Consider the following 15,611-nt stretch of genomic DNA (forward strand, 5'->3'; position numbering starts at 1 on the left):
AGGAGGGGTTATGGCTATATGGGTGGACGCGGATGCCTGTCCGAAAGTGATTAAAGAGATCCTCTACCGGGCGGCAGAGAGAACCCGAACGCCGCTGACGCTGGTAGCCAATCAGAATTTGCGGGTGCCGCCGTCGATGTTCATCCGCACGCTGCGGGTGCCGTCGGGGTTTGACGTGGCGGATAATGAGATAGTCCGCCAGTGTCAGGCGGGCGACCTGGTGATTACGGCGGATATTCCGCTGGCGGCTGAAGTGCTGGCGAAGGGCGGGGCGGCGCTGAATCCGCGCGGTGAACGCTATAGCGAGGCCACCATTCGCGAGCGGCTGACGATGCGCGACTTTATGGATACTCTGCGGGCCAGCGGTATTCAGACCGGTGGCCCTGATTCACTGTCCCAGCGCGACCGCCAGCAGTTTGCCGCAGAGCTCGACAAGTGGCTGCTGGCGGTGCAGCGGGCAGAAGGCTAGATCCAGCCGTCGTCGTCACCACCGAAATCGTCACCGCCGAAATCGTCATTACCGAAATCCCCGCCGCCGACATCGCCGTTATCCCAGCCGGTATTCTGGAAGTCGGCGCCGTTGCCGTCGTCCTGCGGCAGGAACTGGCTGTCTGCGGCGGGCGTCAAATCATCGGCGGCGGGCTGCGGCGTCTCTTCGATAATATTGACGATCTCCTGGGGATGAGAGCCGGAAAACATGTTCATCAGCATATTGCCGAGCACCACGCCGCCGGCGACGCCGGCCGCCGTCTGCAGGGCGCCGGACATAAAGCCGCCGCCGCTGCGCGCGGGTGCATATCCCGGCGCCTGGGGCTGGGCATAGCCCGGCTGCTGCGGGGCCTGGCGGGCGTAGTTCTGGGCGCCGGGAATCGGGCCGCCGCCGCTGGCGTTCGCGCTGCTGCCGGCGTTCGCGCCGCTATTGCCGCCGCCAAACAGGCCGGCGAGAAAGCCGCCGCTGCTCTGACGGGTGGACTGCAGCTGCGAGACCTCGCTCTCCAGCGCCTGAATGCGCTGGTTTAGCTGCTTGATGGCCGCTTCCTGAATAAGCACGGTTTGCGCCATATAGTAGGGGGCGGCGGGCTGGGCTGCTACATACTGAGCAATGACTTTCTCGGCGCCGGCATCGCGCGGCGCGCTTTGTGCTTCCGCCTGCTTAAGGCGCGAAAAGAGCCCGTCTATCAGGCGCTGTTCTTCAGATTGCATGGGCACTCCTCATTGGTGCTGGGATGAATTAACCTAGTGTGTATCATTCCTTTCTTTTGTAAATATACCGCGCGTAAAGCTGTATACAATTGTGTTACGGTTTGCAGCAGATGAGGGCTTGTCAAAACCCACCGCTTTCAGGTATGGTGGCCCAAAATTTTAGTGACATTATTTCTTTACACTCCCTGATTCTTATAAATCCAGCTGTAGCAGTAGTTACAGCGAAGGTGAAATGAAGTTGTAATGTTTAATGTACAGTCAGTATGCGCTGCGCATGCTATTGCTACGCACTCAACCATACGCTCGGCTATGCCGCAGTAGAAAGAGGATGTTCAGGTGAGCACAGAGCCCATTTTTCTCATTGGCGCCCGTGGCTGCGGTAAAACAACGGTGGGTCAAAAGCTGGCGCTGGCGTGCGGTTTTGCCTTTGTTGATAGCGATCGGATGCTGCAGGAGCGCGCGGGAAAGAGTATTGCGGATATCGTTGCGCTTGAGGGCTGGGACGCTTTCCGGGCGCTGGAGGCCGAGACGCTGCGCGCGGTGACCCGGCCAGCGTCGATAATTGCTACCGGCGGCGGAGCGATCCTTGCCGCTGAAAATCGCGCCTTCATGCGCGCCAGCGGCAGCGTGTTTTACCTTCAGGCGCCGGTTTCTGTTCTTGCCCGCCGGCTTGAGGTCTCGCCGGAAGAGGATCAGCGTCCGACCCTGACCGGAAAGCCCATTGACGAAGAGGTGCGTGAAGTGCTGGCCCAGCGCGAAGCCCTTTACCGCGAGGCCGCGCATTTCGCGGTGGACGCCGCCCGCGACCCCGACGCCGTGGTCGCGCAAATTCTGGCAATTGCGCTGCCGGGGGCGATTTCCACAACTCCTAAAAAATCAGCGCCGGTCGGACAGCGCCTATAATTAAGGTGCTGTTTCTATTAAAGGAGGCGCTATGCCGAATAAACCCCCTTACCCGCGTGAATCCCGCGTTGTTGCAGTCGAAAAGGGTGATGCCGGGAAGCCGGTGACCTGGTACGAGTTGCGGGCCGATCATCCGAAACCGGACTCTCTTATTAGTGAACACCCCACCCGTGAAGAAGCGCTGGATGCGCAGAAGCGTTACGAGGACCCCGGCAAGTCCTGACTGCCGGGACTTTTTATCCACTGACGATACGTCCGCGCTCCCCCTTGAAAGCGGCCTGGCGCCGTAATATTTACAAACCAAATGGTCATGAGGCTGCTAAGCTTTTACAAGGTTGAATTTTAGCCAATGGGGGGCGGCGCCAAGCCTGCGTGATATTTCAGAAGTTATAACAAGGTAAACATGATGAGTACGACGCTGGCCATTCTTACCATCGGCGTGGTTTCTCTGGGGGAGATATTGCCCCTGTTAACTGAGCACATCAGGGAAGATCAGATTACCTACGTGAATTTACTCGGAAAATTAAGCCGCGAAGATGTTGAAGAAGAGTATACCCCGACAAGTGGTGAAGAGCGCATCATAGCCCTGCTTAACGATAACCAGCTCATTGAGGTTTCGAAGGCTAAAATTGAGCGCGATATCCAGGCGGTTATTGAAGTGCTTGATAACCAGGGATTCGACGTTATCCTGCTGATGAGCTCAGCACCGCTGAACGGACTTACTGCGCGCAACGCGGTTTTGCTGGAGCCGCAGCGGGTGATCCCGCCGCTGGTCTCCTCTATTGTTCACGGTCACCAGATGGGGGTTATTGTTCCCGTTCCTGAATTACTGAATACCCAGCGCAATAACTGGCTTAAGCTGCCAACGCCGCCGTGCTACGCGCTGGCGAATCCCCTGGACGTCAGCGATGATGAGCTGATCTCTGCCGCCCGGCAGCTGCTGGATGATGGCGCCGATGTCCTGATGCTCGACAGCCAGGGTTTTCATCTGCACCACCTCCAGTTGCTGCAAAAGGCGCTGGGCGTACCGGTGCTGTTGTCCAACGCGCTGCTGGCGAGGCTGACGGTCGAGCTGCTGATGTGAGTATTTTTACGTGACAGGCTGTGACCGTCCCCCCTATATTGGATTGCAACACAACAATGAAACCAATAAGGGCCAGTTATGCTTCAAAGCAACGAATATTTTGACGGGAAAGTGAAGTCCATCGGTTATGAGAGCAGCAGTACAGGTCGCGCCAGCGTTGGCGTGATGGCAGAAGGGGAGTACACGTTCGGGACGGCGCAGCCGGAAGAGATGACCGTCGTCAGCGGCGCGCTGCGCGTGCTGCTGCCGGGCGAGGTTGAATGGCGGACATTTACCCCGGGTCAGGCCTTTAACGTCCCGGGTCACAGCGAGTTTCATCTGCAGGTGGCGGAGCCCAGCGCCTATCTGTGCCGCTACCTGTGATTTTTAGCCTTCCCGCCGCGGCGGGAAGGCTGTTGTGACTTAGCGCTGGGCCTCTCCGCCCAGCCCTTCAACCAGCGCCGCGACCAGCGCCGCCAGCTCGCCGGTCATCAGGATAAAGTCGGCGTCAAAGCGCTGATCGACATTTTCCCGCTCAATATCTTCATTCTGATCCCGCAGCTCGTCGCTGAACTTCAGGCGCTTGATAGAGGCGTCATCGCACATCACAAACTGAATACGCTGCTGCCAGTCGAGGGCAAGCTTGGTCACCACTTTGCCCGCTTCGATGTGCACGGCGATCTCGTCGCTGACCAGATCCTGCTTTTTGGCGCGGATCACGCCGCCGTCTTCCAGGAGAGCCTTCAGCTCTGCCTCATCGAGCAGCTGAAAGCCCTGGGCCACGGTGCCGGAGCGCACCCATTCGGTGAGCGTCAGCTCGATAGGATTCTCCAGCGCCAGCGGCACCACCGGCAGCGAGCCGAGGGTTTTACGCAGCAGGGCGAGAATATCTTCTGACTTCTTGGCGCTGGCGCTGTCGACCATGATCAGGCCATTGACGGTATCAATCCACAGCATGGTCTGGCTGAAGCGGCTGAAGGCGCGCGGCAGCAGGGAGTGGAGCACCTCATCCTTCAGGGCGTCTTTTTCGGTTTTCTTTAATTTGCGGCCCTGATCGGCTTCAAGCTTCTGAATTTTGGCTTCCAGCGCCTGCTTCACCACCGGCGACGGCAGGATCTTCTCCTCTTTGCGGGCGCAGATGATGATCTGCCCGTTCGCTTCGTGGGTGAACGCGTCGCTGTGCGAGCCCATAGGCGGCACCCAGCCGGTTTTTGCCATATCCTGACTGCCGCAGGGCGTGAATGCCAGTCCGGCTAACTGTTTTTCCATCTCGTCCGCGCGCAGGGCGATATCGCGGCTAAGACGATAAACCATTAAATTTTTGAACCACAGCATGATAATTTCCACGGCATTGTCGTTAAATCCAGGCGGGCATAATAGCGAATTGTCCCTGGGCTTGCATTTCTAATCCGGAATAAAAGAGGCGCGCGTGCGAATAGGTATCGATTTGGGTGGGACAAAAACGGAGGTCATTGCGCTCAGTGGCCGGGGGGAAGCGCTTTATCGTCATCGGCTACCGACGCCGCGCGACGACTACCGGCAAACGATTGAGGTGATTGCCCGGCTGGTCGAGGCGGCAGAGAAAGAGACCGGACAGCGCGGCAGCGTCGGCGTCGGCATTCCCGGCGCCATTTCGCCGCTCAGTGGGCGGGTAAAGAACGCTAACTCAACCTGGCTTAACGGCCAGCCGTTTGATAAAGACCTCAGCCGGCGGCTGGATCGCGAGGTGCGGATCGCTAACGACGCCAACTGCCTGGCGGTCTCTGAGGCGGTGGACGGCGCGGCGGCAGGGGCGCAGACGGTCTTTGCGGTGATTATTGGCACCGGCTGCGGCGCGGGCGTGGCGCTGGGCGGCCGGGCGCACATCGGCGGTAACGCTACCGCGGGCGAGTGGGGACACAACCCGCTGCCGTGGATGGATGAAGACGAACTGCGCTATCGGGAAGAGGTGCCGTGCTACTGCGGCAGGCAGGGCTGCATTGAAACCTTTATCTCCGGGACCGGTTTTGCCACTGACTATCAGCGCCTCAGCGGCCAGGCGCGGGAGGGCAGCGAAATTATCCGCCTCGCCGACGAGCAGGATCCGCTCGCCGGACTGGCGCTGACGCGCTACGAACTGCGGCTGGCCAAGTCGCTGGCCCACGTCATCAATATTCTCGACCCGGAGGTCATCGTCCTCGGCGGCGGGATGAGCAACGTCGACCGGCTGTACAAAACGGTGCCGCCGCTGATCAAACAATTTGTGTTCGGCGGCGAGTGCGCAACGCCGGTGCGCAAGGCGGTGCACGGCGACTCCAGCGGCGTCAGGGGCGCGGCGTGGCTGTGGCCGATGTAGTCGTTTATTGCACGTCTTCAATCCTATTCTGCCGGGGATCGTGGAATGGTTCCGTTCACTCGTAGCACTCTGCTCCTCTGTTGGGCTTTCTGCGGTGAACGTGTTAAGAGGGCTCGCCGCCGCCCTCTTAACAATCTCGGCTCCCGGCAACAAAAATCGCCGCTGCGCGGAACCTCAGATTCTGACGTCTGGCTTTCGGGTACGGGCGCGATGCAACATCCCTGTAAGTCGCGCCCTCAGCCCGCATCCCTGCGGGCTGCCCCGGCCAGACGTCAGAATCTGAGGCGATTTTTAGCCGGACGTTAACACCCTCAGAGTGTATGGATATTGTGCGAATAGATAGAGATAACGTAGGCCCGGCAAGCGAAGCGCCGCCGGGCATTTTCCACTGACGTTAACCTGTCACCGCAAACCCTTTATCCAGCCTGCTGTAGCCCAGGCCGTTGATTTTGCGCACCCGGATCTGCACCGGAATACGCTCTTTCATCGCCTCCACGTGGCTGATGACGCCGATGATTTTGCCGCTGGCGTTAAGCGCGTCCAGCGCATCCAGGGCGGTGTCCAGCGTTTCGCTGTCCAGCGTGCCGAAGCCCTCGTCGAGGAACAGGGAGTCAATGCGCGTGCGGTGGCTCACCAGGTCCGACAGCGCCAGCGCCAGCGCGAGGCTGACGAGGAAGCTCTCGCCGCCGGAGAGGGTGCGGGTATCGCGCACCGCGTCGGCCTGCCAGGTATCGACCACCTCCAGCTCGAGCGCTTCGCTGGCCTTGCGCTGCAGCAGATAGCGGCCGTGCAGGCGCGAGAGCTGCTCGTTCGCCAACCACACCAGATTATCCAGCGTCAGCCCCTGGGCGAACTTGCGGAACTTGTCGCCCTCTTTCGAGCCGATCAGCCCGTTGAGCCAGCTCCAGTCCTCCAGGGTCTGCGCGGCGCGCGCTATCTGCGCCGCGAGCGCCTGCTGGCGCAGGCGGTTTTCGCCGTCCTGCCTGAGCTGCTGGTGGATTTCGCCCTGGGCGGCGCTGCCGTCGCGCAGGCGGCGGGTGATCGACGCCAGCTGCTCTGCGATAGCGCTAAGTTCAGCCGTCGGCGCAAGCGCGCCGGGCCTGTTTTCGCGATGCTGCGCCAGCGCGGCGTCGGCCTGAGCGGCCAGGGCCTGCTGCTGCTGGCACTGATTTTCCAGTTCCTGCTTCAGCGCCTCGAGCCGGCGGCGGGTATCGTCGTCCAGCAGGGCGGCGAGAAATGCTTCCCGGGTGCTGAACTCGCTGGCGCTCAGGCCGTCGCTGAACGCCCGCCCGGCCGCGTCGAGGCGCTCGCGCTCCCGGGCCTGCTGATGAGCCAGGGTCTGCCACTGGCTTTGCAGTGACACGCACTCGTCGTGCAGCGGCTGCCAGCCCTCAAGCGGCGCCGGGCCGGGATCGGCGTCGGGCGACGCTTCCGGCAGGGTATCCAGCAGCGGCTGCAGTCGGGCAAGCTGCTGCTGCACCTGCAGCTGTTCGTCGCTGTGCGCCTGCCACTGTTGACTTTCGGTTTCGCGCTGCCTGAGCCACGCCTGCTCTTCGTCCGGCGCCGGGGCGGTCAGGCCCAGAGACGCCAGCGCGTCGGCCAGCGTCCGCTGGCGGTCGGCAAGCTCCTGCTCCAGCGTTTTTACTTCGGCGTCCAGCGCCGCTGTCTGCGCCTCCAGGCCGAGCCGCTGGCCGTGCTGCCACAGCCGCTGTCCGATGTTTTCCTGCTCGTCGAGCCAGCCGCTGATGTCATCGTCCGGCGTCAGGTTTATCTGCAGGCTTTGCGCAACGCGCTGCCAGTCGAGGGTGAGCGCTTGCTCCTGCGCAGACAGGCCTGCGAGCTCGCTCTGTTCGGTCTGGTGCTGCCGGTTCAGCGCCTCCCGCTGGCCGCGCAGGGCGGCGCCGGATTCGGCCAGCTGTTCGACCTCTTTTTTCAGCGCCTCGCGGCGGGCCTCGTTGGCTCCCGGCTTCAGCGCCTGATAGGCCGCTACCGCAGGATGCTCCGTGGCGCCGCACAGCGGGCAGGGTGCGCCGGGCTGCAGGCGGTCGCGCTCGGCGCTCAGGCCGGCAATGATCTTCTCCTGCTCGCACAGCGTGCTGACGTCGGTAAATTGCTGCTGCTTCTCCTTATAGCGCAGCCGCAGAGCGGCAAGCGACGCCTCGCTTTCCGCAAGCTCCCGCTGGCGGCTGACCGCCAGCGTCTGCAGCTGGTTTCGCCTGGCGCGCAGCGGCTGAAAGCGGCCCTGCAGTTGGTTAAGCTGCTGGCGCAGCGGGCGGCGGGCGTCGTGCTGTTCGATGGCCTGCGCCACCGCCGCGGCATCGAGCGAGAGACCGGTGGCGGGCAGCGCCGCCAGCTCGGCCGCGAGGGTGGCGCGGCGTTTGCCGAGGTTATCGAGCTGCGACCGGTCCCGGCGCTGCTGGGTGAACAGTGCCCGCCAGCCCGCCAGCTCCTGCTGCCACTGCCGGTAGTGCGGATGCGCCGCCAGCCAGCTGTCAATCTGCTGCTGTCCGGCGGTGAGCCGCCGATGTTCCGCCAGGGCGCTGAGGCGCACCCGGTCGCGCAGGGCCAGCTGCTGGCGTAAGCGAGTATTTACTTTTTCTACCTGCGCGTCGGTTTGCGCCAGCGTCGCCGTCTGGTCCTGCAGGCGCAGCCACAGCGGGCGCAGCCTGTCGGCGGGCGCGGCCAGCGCCAGCGCCGCCAGCGTTGGTCCGGAGTCGGTAAGCGCCTGCCGCGCCGCGGCCTGCGCGCTGTGCGCCCGGGTCTGGGCGGCAGATTTTTCGCCATCCTGCTGCAGCCACTGCTGCCAGGCCTGCGCTTGTGCTTGCTCCTCAAGCAGCCGCTTCTCTTCGTCAGTGAGCGCCTGCAAACGCTCGCGCAGCGCCTGCTGCTGGGCGTCGTCGAGCAGCAGCACGCCGGAGGCCTGCGCCTGCAGCGCGTCGAGGGCGGCTTTGGCCTCTTTATGTTTTTCAAACACCATCGCCGAGATGTGGCCGTAAATTTCAGTGCCGGTGAGCTCCTCCAGCAGTTCGGCGCGCTCTTTCGGCTTGGCGTTGAGGAAGGCGGCAAATTGCCCCTGCGACAGCAGCATGGATCGCGTAAAGCGGCCGTAGTCCAGCCCGGTGAGGGAGGCCGTCAGCTCCAGCTTATCCTTCACCTTCTCGGCGAGGATTTTGCCATCCTCGCAGCGGGCCAGCTCCACGCGCGGCGCCTGCAGATTGCCGTCCGGCTGGTTGCGGGCGCGATTCTGGCTCCAGAAGGCACGGTAGGCCACGCCCCTGACTTCAAACTCCACCTCCGCCAGGCACTCGGCGGTGTCGCGGGTCATCAGATCGTTCTGCGACTGCGAAAGGGTGCTCAGGCGCGGTGTTTCGTGGTACAGGGCGAGACAGATGGCGTCGAGCAGGGTGGTTTTGCCCGCCCCCGTAGGACCGGTAATAGCGAACAGCCCGCTGCTGGCGAACGGCTCGGCGGTGAAGTCAATTTTCCACTCGCCCTTCAGCGAGTTAAGGTTTTTTAAGCGCAGGCTCAGAATTTTCACGACGGCTTCTCCTCGGCCAGCGCCTGAATGGCTTGATTAAATAGCTGCCTGAGCCGCTGCTGATGCGGCTCTTCGAGCGTCTCCAGCGCCAGCCGGCGCGCAAATACCTCTTCCACTTTTAGTTCGCTGAGGGTTTCCCGCCGGCTGCTGGCCATGATGCGCTGCCTCTGTTCGCGGCTGCGGCGCACCAGCAGCACCTCGACGGGGAGGTCTTCGGTCAGGGTCTGAATTTTACGCTGGATATCGTGCAGGTACTCGTCGCTGGTTATTTCGATATCGAGCCAGGTAACGGGGTCGGCCGGGGCATCCCGCCACTGCGCCAGCTGTTCGCTGATGGCGGCAAAGTTGCCCTTGAGCACCGCCAGCGGCCGGGTTACCGGCACAGCCAGCGGCGTCACCTCCTGTAACTTTCCGTCGGCAAAGGTCACCAGATTGACGATCTTCTCCCTGCCGGTCTCATCAAAGCTGAGCGCAATCGGCGATCCGCAGTAGCGGATATGCTCGCTGCCGCCGACTTTCTGCGCCCGGTGGATGTGGCCGAGGGCGATATAGTCCGCCGGGGGAAAATTTTGCGCCGGGAACGCGTCGAGCGTGCCAATATAGATATCGCGCACCGCGTCGCTTTTGCTGGCGCCGACGGTAGTGAGGTGGCCGCTGGCAATAATCGGCAGCGCCCGCTCGCCGCGCAGGGTCAGAGCCTGCCGGTACTGCTGCTGATAGTAATCGGTAATGGCCTGCAGCAGCGTTTGCTGCTTCTCGCCCGCCGAGGCGCCCGCCTGGCTGACCGTAACGTCGCGCGGGCGCAGGAAGGGCACCGGACAGAAAATGGCGCCGGGCGCGCCGTCGCGCTGCTTCAGCTCGCAGGGCTGCGCGCCGCTGCCCGCCACCACGGTGGTGTTAAGAAACGCCAGAATATCGCGGGACTCATTCAGGGTTGCCACCGAGTCGTGGTTGCCCGCCAGCACTACCAGATGACAGCCGGTTTGCTGTAATTTGACAACAAAACGGTTGTACAGCTCGCGGGCGTAGCTCGGCGGCGCGCCGGTATCGAAAATGTCACCCGCCACAATGATGGCATCGACCCGCTGCGCGTCCGCCGTTGCCAGCAGCCAGTCGAGAAAGGCTTCATGTTCGGCGGCCCGGCTCTTGCTGTAAAAGTTCTGGCCGAGGTGCCAGTCGGAGGTGTGGAGAATGCGCATAGGATTTCCGCGGCGGTAAAAGAAGGCGACCAGTATAAACGCTTAAAGATAACAGGGCGATGGCCGGATTTTTACCGCGTTACGGCAGTGCAACAAAGCGTCAGTTTTTTCATAAATTTGTCATAAAACTGACGCATAATGGCGACGCCTCATCTTTGGGTAACAGTTTAACGGGACTACGCATGGCGAGACGCATTCTGGTGGTAGAGGATGAAGCACCCATTCGCGAAATGGTGTGCTTTGTTCTGGAGCAAAATGGCTTTCAGCCGATTGAGGCGGAAGATTATGACAGCGCCGTGAATCAGCTCAACGAGCCCTGGCCCGAGCTTATCCTGCTCGACTGGATGCTGCCCGGCGGTTCGGGACTGCAGTTTATCAAGCATCTCAAGCGCGAAGCGCTGACCCGCGATATTCCGGTGGTGATGCTGACGGCGCGCGGCGAAGAGGAAGACCGGGTGCGCGGTCTGGAGACCGGCGCGGACGACTACATTACCAAACCCTTCTCGCCAAAAGAGCTGGTGGCGCGCATTAAGGCCGTGATGCGCCGCATCTCGCCGATGGCGGTGGAGGAGGTGATAGAGATGCAGGGGCTGAGCCTCGATCCCTCTTCACACCGGGTGATGACCGGCGAAGCGCCGCTGGATATGGGACCGACGGAGTTTAAGCTGCTGCACTTCTTTATGACCCACCCGGAGCGGGTCTACAGCCGGGAGCAGCTGCTGAACAACGTCTGGGGCACCAACGTCTACGTCGAGGACCGGACGGTAGATGTGCATATCCGTCGCCTGCGCAAGGCGCTGGAGCACAGCGGGCATGACCGGATGGTGCAAACCGTGCGCGGTACGGGCTACCGTTTTTCGGCCCGCTTCTGACAACTGACTGGAGTATCACCGCGTGCTTGAACGGCTGTCGTGGAAAAGACTGGTTTTTGAGCTGATCCTCTGCTGTATTCCGGCCCTGATCCTCGGGCTTATCTTTGGCCGGCTGCCGTGGTTTTTACTGGCCGCCGTGACCGGGCTGCTGGCCTGGCACTTCTGGAATTTACTGCGCCTCTCCTGGTGGCTGTGGGTTGACCGCAGTATGACGCCGCCGCCCGGCCGCGGCAGCTGGGAGCCGCTGCTTTACGGCCTGCACCAGATGCAGATGCGCAATAAAAAGCGCCGCAAAGAGCTGGGCAACCTCATTAAGCGCTTTCGCAGCGGCGCGGAGTCGCTGCCGGACGCGGTGGTGCTTATTACCGAAGAGGGGGCGATTTTCTGGTGCAACGGCCTGGCCCAGCAGCTGCTGAACCTGCGCTGGCCGGACGATAACGGGCAGAATATCCTCAACCTGCTGCGCTATCCCGAATTTTCCCACTATCTTAGCGTCCGCGACTTCAGCCGCCCGCTCAACCTGGTGCTCAACAGCGGTCGCCATCTTGAACTGCGGGTGATGCCCTACAGCAAAAAGCAGCTGCTGATGGTGGCCCGCGACGTGACCCAGATGCACCAGCTTGAGGGGGCGCGGCGCAGCTTTTTTGCTAACGTCAGCCACGAGCTGCGCACGCCGCTGACGGTGCTGAAGGGCTATATGGAGATGATGGATCAGCTGGAGGGCAGCGCCCAGGAGAAGGCGCTGCACACCATGCGCGAGCAGACCCAGCGCATGGAGAGCCTGGTCAATCAGCTGCTGACGCTGTCGCGGATCGAGGCTTCGCCGCAGGGGCCGCTGCGCGAGACGGTGGATGTGCCGCTGATGCTGCGGGTCGTTGAGCAGGAGGCGCTGGCCCTGAGCCGCGGCCGGCAGCCGCTGCACTTTGAGGTGGAGCAGGGATTAAAGGTCTTCGGCAGCGAAGAGCAGCTGCGCAGCGCGGTGTCCAATCTGGTGTACAACGCAGTCAACCACACGCCGGAAGGAACCGCCATTACGGTGCGCTGGCAGCGCGCCCCCGGCGGAGCGCTGTTCAGCGTCGAGGACGACGGGCCGGGGATTGCGCCGCAGCACATTCCGCGCCTCACAGAACGCTTCTATCGCGTGGACAAAGCGCGATCGCGGCAGACCGGCGGCAGCGGGCTGGGGCTGGCTATCGTCAAGCACGCCGTCAGCCACCACGATAGCCGCCTGGAGATAAGCAGCGAGCCGGGGCACACGCGCTTTAGCTTTCTGCTGCCGGAACGTTTGCTTGCCGGTTAGGCGCGTTTGGCCGCCGGCTGTAATGCCAGCTTGACAACAGCCCGCTCTGGCGGGTTTTTGGGCGCTAATGTCAATGTGCGGCCGAATAACAATCCAACGTCTGATGCTTTTTTGTTCGCATTATTATCCATTCATTTTTCTAATGGCCGGTTGATAACTCCTGAGCAAAACTGATTACCAGAATATTCCTCTGGTTTTACGATCCCTTGTTGCTTTGAAACGTTATAAGCGTTTAAATTGCCCCCCATGCAGCCACATAAAATCTGCATATGCGTGACAAACCCAATAACAATTCTTTGCACGCAAACAAACGAAGCATTTCCTGCTTCATAAGTACGCAAGCGATAGCCCGATTTTACAATGCGCTACGCGACGTTTTGTTTTCAACACCACATCCACAGGCAGTAAAGCGTTTATGACCCATCAGTTGAAATCTCGCGACATCATCGCTCTGGGCTTTATGACCTTTGCGCTGTTCGTTGGCGCCGGTAACATCATATTCCCTCCCATGGTTGGCCTGCAGGCCGGTGAGCACGTCTGGACGGCGGCGGTCGGCTTTCTTATCACCGCAGTCGGTCTGCCGGTGCTGACGGTCGTCGCGCTGGCGAAAGTCGGCGGCGGCGTGGATAGCCTGAGCACGCCGATTGGCAAAGTGGCCGGTCTTCTGCTGGCGGTGGTGTGCTACCTGGCCGTGGGGCCGCTGTTCGCTACCCCGCGTACCGCGACCGTCTCTTTTGAAATGGGCATTGCGCCGCTGACCGGCGAGGGCCCGCTGCCGCTGTTTATCTACAGCCTGGTCTACTTTGCGCTGGTTATCCTCGTCTCGCTCTACCCAGGCAAGCTGCTGGATACCGTCGGCAACTTCCTTGCGCCGCTGAAAATTCTGGCCCTGACCGTGCTGTCGGTGGCGGCCATCATGTGGCCTGCCGGCACGCTCAGCAATGCGCTTGAGGCCTACCGGACCGCGCCGTTCTCCAACGGCTTCGTCAACGGTTACCTGACGATGGATACCCTCGGCGCGATGGTATTCGGCATCGTTATCGTCAACGCCGCCCGCTCCCGCGGCGTGACCGAAGCGCGTCTGCTGACCCGCTATACCGTGTGGGCCGGACTGATGGCGGGCGTCGGCCTGACGCTGCTTTACCTGGCGCTGTTCCGCCTCGGCTCCGACAGCGGTTCGCTGATTGAGCAGAGCGCTAACGGTGCGGCGATCCTCCACGCCTACGTCCAGCACACCTTCGGCGGTGCGGGCAGCTTTATGCTGGCGGCGCTGATCTTTATCGCCTGCATGGTGACCGCCGTGGGCCTGACCACCGCCTGCGCCGAGTTCTTCTCCCAGTACCTGCCGCTCTCCTATCGCACGCTGGTCTTTATCCTCGGCCTGTTCTCGATGGTGGTCTCCAACCTCGGTCTGAGCCATCTGATTCAGGTGTCGATCCCGGTGCTGACCGCTATCTATCCGCCGTGTATCGTGCTGGTGCTGCTGAGCTTTACCCGCGGCTGGTGGCACAACTCGTCGCGGATTATCGCCCCGGCGATGTTCATCAGCCTGGTATTTGGCCTGCTGGACGGTATTAAAGCCTCGGCCTTCGCTGGTATACTTCCGGCCTGGAGCACCCACCTGCCGCTTGCGGAGCAGGGTCTGGCCTGGCTGATGCCAACCGTCATTGCCACCGTGCTGGCGGTCGTCTGGGATCGCGCGGCGGGCCGTCAGGTCACCTCTAACGCGCATTAATCGACGCGAACAGGTTTTTAACCACGGGGCCGCTGGGCCCCGTGGTTTTGTTTTTTGTATGGCACGGGAAAGATGTTAATTAATGGAAACGACAAATAAGCTGAAGCGTGGCCTGAGCGCCCGCCACATTCGCTTTATGGCGCTGGGGTCGGCCATCGGCACGGGCCTTTTTTATGGCTCGGCAGACGCCATCAAAATGGCCGGCCCGAGCGTGCTGCTGGCCTACATCATCGGCGGCGCCGTCGCCTATATCATCATGCGCGCGCTGGGCGAGATGTCGGTGCACAACCCCTCCGCCAGCTCCTTTTCGCGCTATGCCCAGGAGAACCTCGGGCCGCTGGCGGGCTACATTACCGGCTGGACCTACTGCTTTGAGATCCTGATTGTCGCCATCGCCGACGTCACCGCCTTCGGCATTTACATGGGCGTCTGGTTTCCGACCGTGCCGCACTGGATCTGGGTGCTGAGTGTGGTGCTGCTCATCTGCGCCATTAACCTGATGAGCGTCAAGGTGTTCGGAGAGCTGGAGTTCTGGTTCTCGTTCTTTAAAGTAGCCACCATCATCATTATGATCGTCGCCGGTTTCGGCATCATTATCTGGGGCATCGGCAACGGCGGAGAGCCGACGGGAATTCATAACCTGTGGAGCAACGGCGGCTTCTTCAGCCACGGCTGGCTGGGGATGGTCATGTCGCTGCAGATGGTGATGTTCGCCTACGGCGGCATTGAAATTATCGGCATCACCGCCGGCGAGGCAAAGGATCCGGAGAAGTCCATTCCGCGCGCCATCAATTCGGTGCCGATGCGTATCCTGGTGTTCTACGTCGGCACGCTGTTTGTGATCATGTCTATCTACCCGTGGAACCAGGTGGGCACCGCCGGCAGCCCGTTCGTGCTGACCTTCCAGCATCTGGGCATTACCTTTGCCGCCAGCATCCTCAACTTCGTGGTGCTGACCGCCTCGCTGTCCGCCATTAACTCCGACGTGTTCGGCGTTGGCCGGATGCTGCACGGCATGGCGGAGCAGGGGAGCGCGCCGAAGATCTTCGCCAGAACCTCGAAGCGGGGCATTCCGTGGGTTACCGTGGTGGTGATGACCGTGGCGCTGCTGTTTGCCGTTTATCTCAACTACATCATGCCGGAAAACGTCTTCCTGGTGATCGCCTCGCTGGCGACCTTCGCCACCGTCTGGGTGTGGATCATGATCCTGCTGTCGCAGATAGCCTTCCGCCGCCGTCTGCCGCCGGAAGAGGCGAAGGCGCTGAAGTTTAAAGTGCCGGGCGGCGTGGCGACCACCACCGTGGGCCTGTTGTTCCTGGTCTTTATCATTGCGCTTATCGGCTGGCATCCGGAGACCCGCATCTCGCTGTACGTCGGCTTTGCGTGGATAGCCCTGCTGCTGATCGGCTGGTGGGTGAAGGGAAGGCGGGCCGGCCTGCGCGCGCAGACCGGCCGGTAGAGAC

14 protein-coding genes are annotated in these 15,611 nt (G+C 61.6%); 10 read left to right on the plus strand and 4 right to left on the minus strand.

Annotated features, from left to right (window positions below):
* The first annotated feature begins 10 nt into the window (after window positions 1–10).
* The gene (locus ENGE1_RS10275; protein WP_043085717.1) at window positions 11–469 is read left to right on the plus strand and encodes a YaiI/YqxD family protein; all 459 of its coding nucleotides are present in this window, start codon (window positions 11–13) and stop codon (window positions 467–469) included.
* Here the strand turns inward: ENGE1_RS10275 and ENGE1_RS10280 are convergent.
* On the minus strand, window positions 466–1,203 hold the full coding sequence (locus ENGE1_RS10280; RefSeq protein ID WP_048253715.1) for a DUF2076 domain-containing protein: 738 nt from the start codon (window positions 1,201–1,203) through the stop codon (window positions 466–468). The two genes, ENGE1_RS10275 and ENGE1_RS10280, sit on opposite strands and share 4 nt — an antisense overlap.
* Before the next feature lie 336 nt (window positions 1,204–1,539).
* On the opposite strand from ENGE1_RS10280, the gene aroL reads away from it, so the two are divergent.
* The 4 genes from aroL (at window position 1,540) to ppnP (ending at window position 3,553) form a co-directional block, all read left to right on the plus strand.
* Window positions 1,540–2,106: a shikimate kinase AroL gene (gene aroL / locus ENGE1_RS10285; protein WP_043085714.1), complete on the plus strand. Its 567-nt coding sequence runs from the start codon at window positions 1,540–1,542 to the stop codon at window positions 2,104–2,106.
* 31 nt (window positions 2,107–2,137) lie between these two features.
* Window positions 2,138–2,329, plus strand: a complete 192-nt coding sequence (locus ENGE1_RS10290) for a YaiA family protein (protein ID WP_045288238.1) — start codon at window positions 2,138–2,140, stop codon at window positions 2,327–2,329.
* A 183-nt stretch (window positions 2,330–2,512) separates the two neighbouring features.
* Window positions 2,513–3,190 (plus strand): AroM family protein, encoded by a 678-nt coding sequence (locus tag ENGE1_RS10295; RefSeq protein WP_048253713.1) that lies wholly within the window; start codon window positions 2,513–2,515, stop codon window positions 3,188–3,190.
* A gap of 78 nt (window positions 3,191–3,268) precedes the next feature.
* Window positions 3,269–3,553, plus strand: coding sequence for a pyrimidine/purine nucleoside phosphorylase (gene ppnP, locus ENGE1_RS10300; protein ID WP_043085708.1), 285 nt, complete (start codon window positions 3,269–3,271; stop codon window positions 3,551–3,553).
* 39 nt (window positions 3,554–3,592) lie between these two features.
* Here the strand turns inward: ppnP and rdgC are convergent, their stop codons facing one another.
* Entirely contained in the window at window positions 3,593–4,504 is a 912-nt protein-coding gene (rdgC, locus tag ENGE1_RS10305; protein ID WP_048253766.1) for a recombination-associated protein RdgC, read from the minus strand.
* A gap of 94 nt (window positions 4,505–4,598) precedes the next feature.
* Here rdgC and mak point away from each other — a divergent pair, with 94 nt between their 5' ends.
* On the plus strand, window positions 4,599–5,504 hold the full coding sequence (mak, locus tag ENGE1_RS10310; RefSeq protein WP_048253711.1) for a fructokinase: 906 nt from the start codon (window positions 4,599–4,601) through the stop codon (window positions 5,502–5,504).
* Window positions 5,505–5,898: 394 nt separating this feature from the next.
* Here the strand turns inward: mak and sbcC are convergent, their stop codons facing one another.
* On the minus strand, window positions 5,899–9,042 hold the full coding sequence (gene sbcC / locus ENGE1_RS10315; RefSeq protein WP_048253710.1) for an exonuclease subunit SbcC: 3,144 nt from the start codon (window positions 9,040–9,042) through the stop codon (window positions 5,899–5,901).
* Complete coding sequence (sbcD, locus tag ENGE1_RS10320; protein WP_048253709.1) at window positions 9,039–10,241, minus strand: exonuclease subunit SbcD; 1,203 nt, start codon at window positions 10,239–10,241, stop codon at window positions 9,039–9,041. Before sbcD ends, sbcC begins: the two co-directional genes overlap by 4 nt.
* 182 nt (window positions 10,242–10,423) lie before the next feature.
* Here sbcD and phoB point away from each other — a divergent pair, with 182 nt between their 5' ends.
* From phoB to proY, 4 genes are all read left to right on the plus strand, one after another.
* Window positions 10,424–11,113, plus strand: coding sequence for a phosphate response regulator transcription factor PhoB (gene phoB, locus ENGE1_RS10325; RefSeq protein WP_043085703.1), 690 nt, complete (start codon window positions 10,424–10,426; stop codon window positions 11,111–11,113).
* A gap of 22 nt (window positions 11,114–11,135) precedes the next feature.
* Window positions 11,136–12,413 (plus strand): phosphate regulon sensor histidine kinase PhoR, encoded by a 1,278-nt coding sequence (gene phoR / locus ENGE1_RS10330; RefSeq protein ID WP_048253708.1) that lies wholly within the window; start codon window positions 11,136–11,138, stop codon window positions 12,411–12,413.
* Between the two features lie 415 nt (window positions 12,414–12,828).
* Window positions 12,829–14,148, plus strand: coding sequence for a branched-chain amino acid transporter carrier protein BrnQ (gene brnQ, locus ENGE1_RS10335; RefSeq protein ID WP_043085701.1), 1,320 nt, complete (start codon window positions 12,829–12,831; stop codon window positions 14,146–14,148).
* 82 nt (window positions 14,149–14,230) lie between these two features.
* The gene (gene proY / locus ENGE1_RS10340; RefSeq protein ID WP_043085700.1) at window positions 14,231–15,607 is read left to right on the plus strand and encodes a proline-specific permease ProY; all 1,377 of its coding nucleotides are present in this window, start codon (window positions 14,231–14,233) and stop codon (window positions 15,605–15,607) included.
* Window positions 15,608–15,611 lie beyond the last annotated feature (4 nt).

It is taken from the genome of Pluralibacter gergoviae ATCC 33028 = NBRC 105706, from assembly GCF_001598855.1.
Classification (GTDB): domain Bacteria; phylum Pseudomonadota; class Gammaproteobacteria; order Enterobacterales; family Enterobacteriaceae; genus Pluralibacter; species Pluralibacter gergoviae.

Coding starts and splice junctions, on each gene's coding strand:
- ENGE1_RS10275 (WP_043085717.1), top strand. CDS start 11: ATGGCTATATGGGTGGACGCGGATGCCTGTCCGAAAGTGATTAAAGAG.
- ENGE1_RS10280 (WP_048253715.1), bottom strand. CDS start 1,203: ATGCAATCTGAAGAACAGCGCCTGATAGACGGGCTCTTTTCGCGCCTT.
- ENGE1_RS10290 (WP_045288238.1), top strand. CDS start 2,138: ATGCCGAATAAACCCCCTTACCCGCGTGAATCCCGCGTTGTTGCAGTC.
- ENGE1_RS10295 (WP_048253713.1), top strand. CDS start 2,513: ATGAGTACGACGCTGGCCATTCTTACCATCGGCGTGGTTTCTCTGGGG.
- ppnP (WP_043085708.1), top strand. CDS start 3,269: ATGCTTCAAAGCAACGAATATTTTGACGGGAAAGTGAAGTCCATCGGT.
- rdgC (WP_048253766.1), bottom strand. CDS start 4,504: ATGCTGTGGTTCAAAAATTTAATGGTTTATCGTCTTAGCCGCGATATC.
- sbcD (WP_048253709.1), bottom strand. CDS start 10,241: ATGCGCATTCTCCACACCTCCGACTGGCACCTCGGCCAGAACTTTTAC.
- phoB (WP_043085703.1), top strand. CDS start 10,424: ATGGCGAGACGCATTCTGGTGGTAGAGGATGAAGCACCCATTCGCGAA.
- brnQ (WP_043085701.1), top strand. CDS start 12,829: ATGACCCATCAGTTGAAATCTCGCGACATCATCGCTCTGGGCTTTATG.
- proY (WP_043085700.1), top strand. CDS start 14,231: ATGGAAACGACAAATAAGCTGAAGCGTGGCCTGAGCGCCCGCCACATT.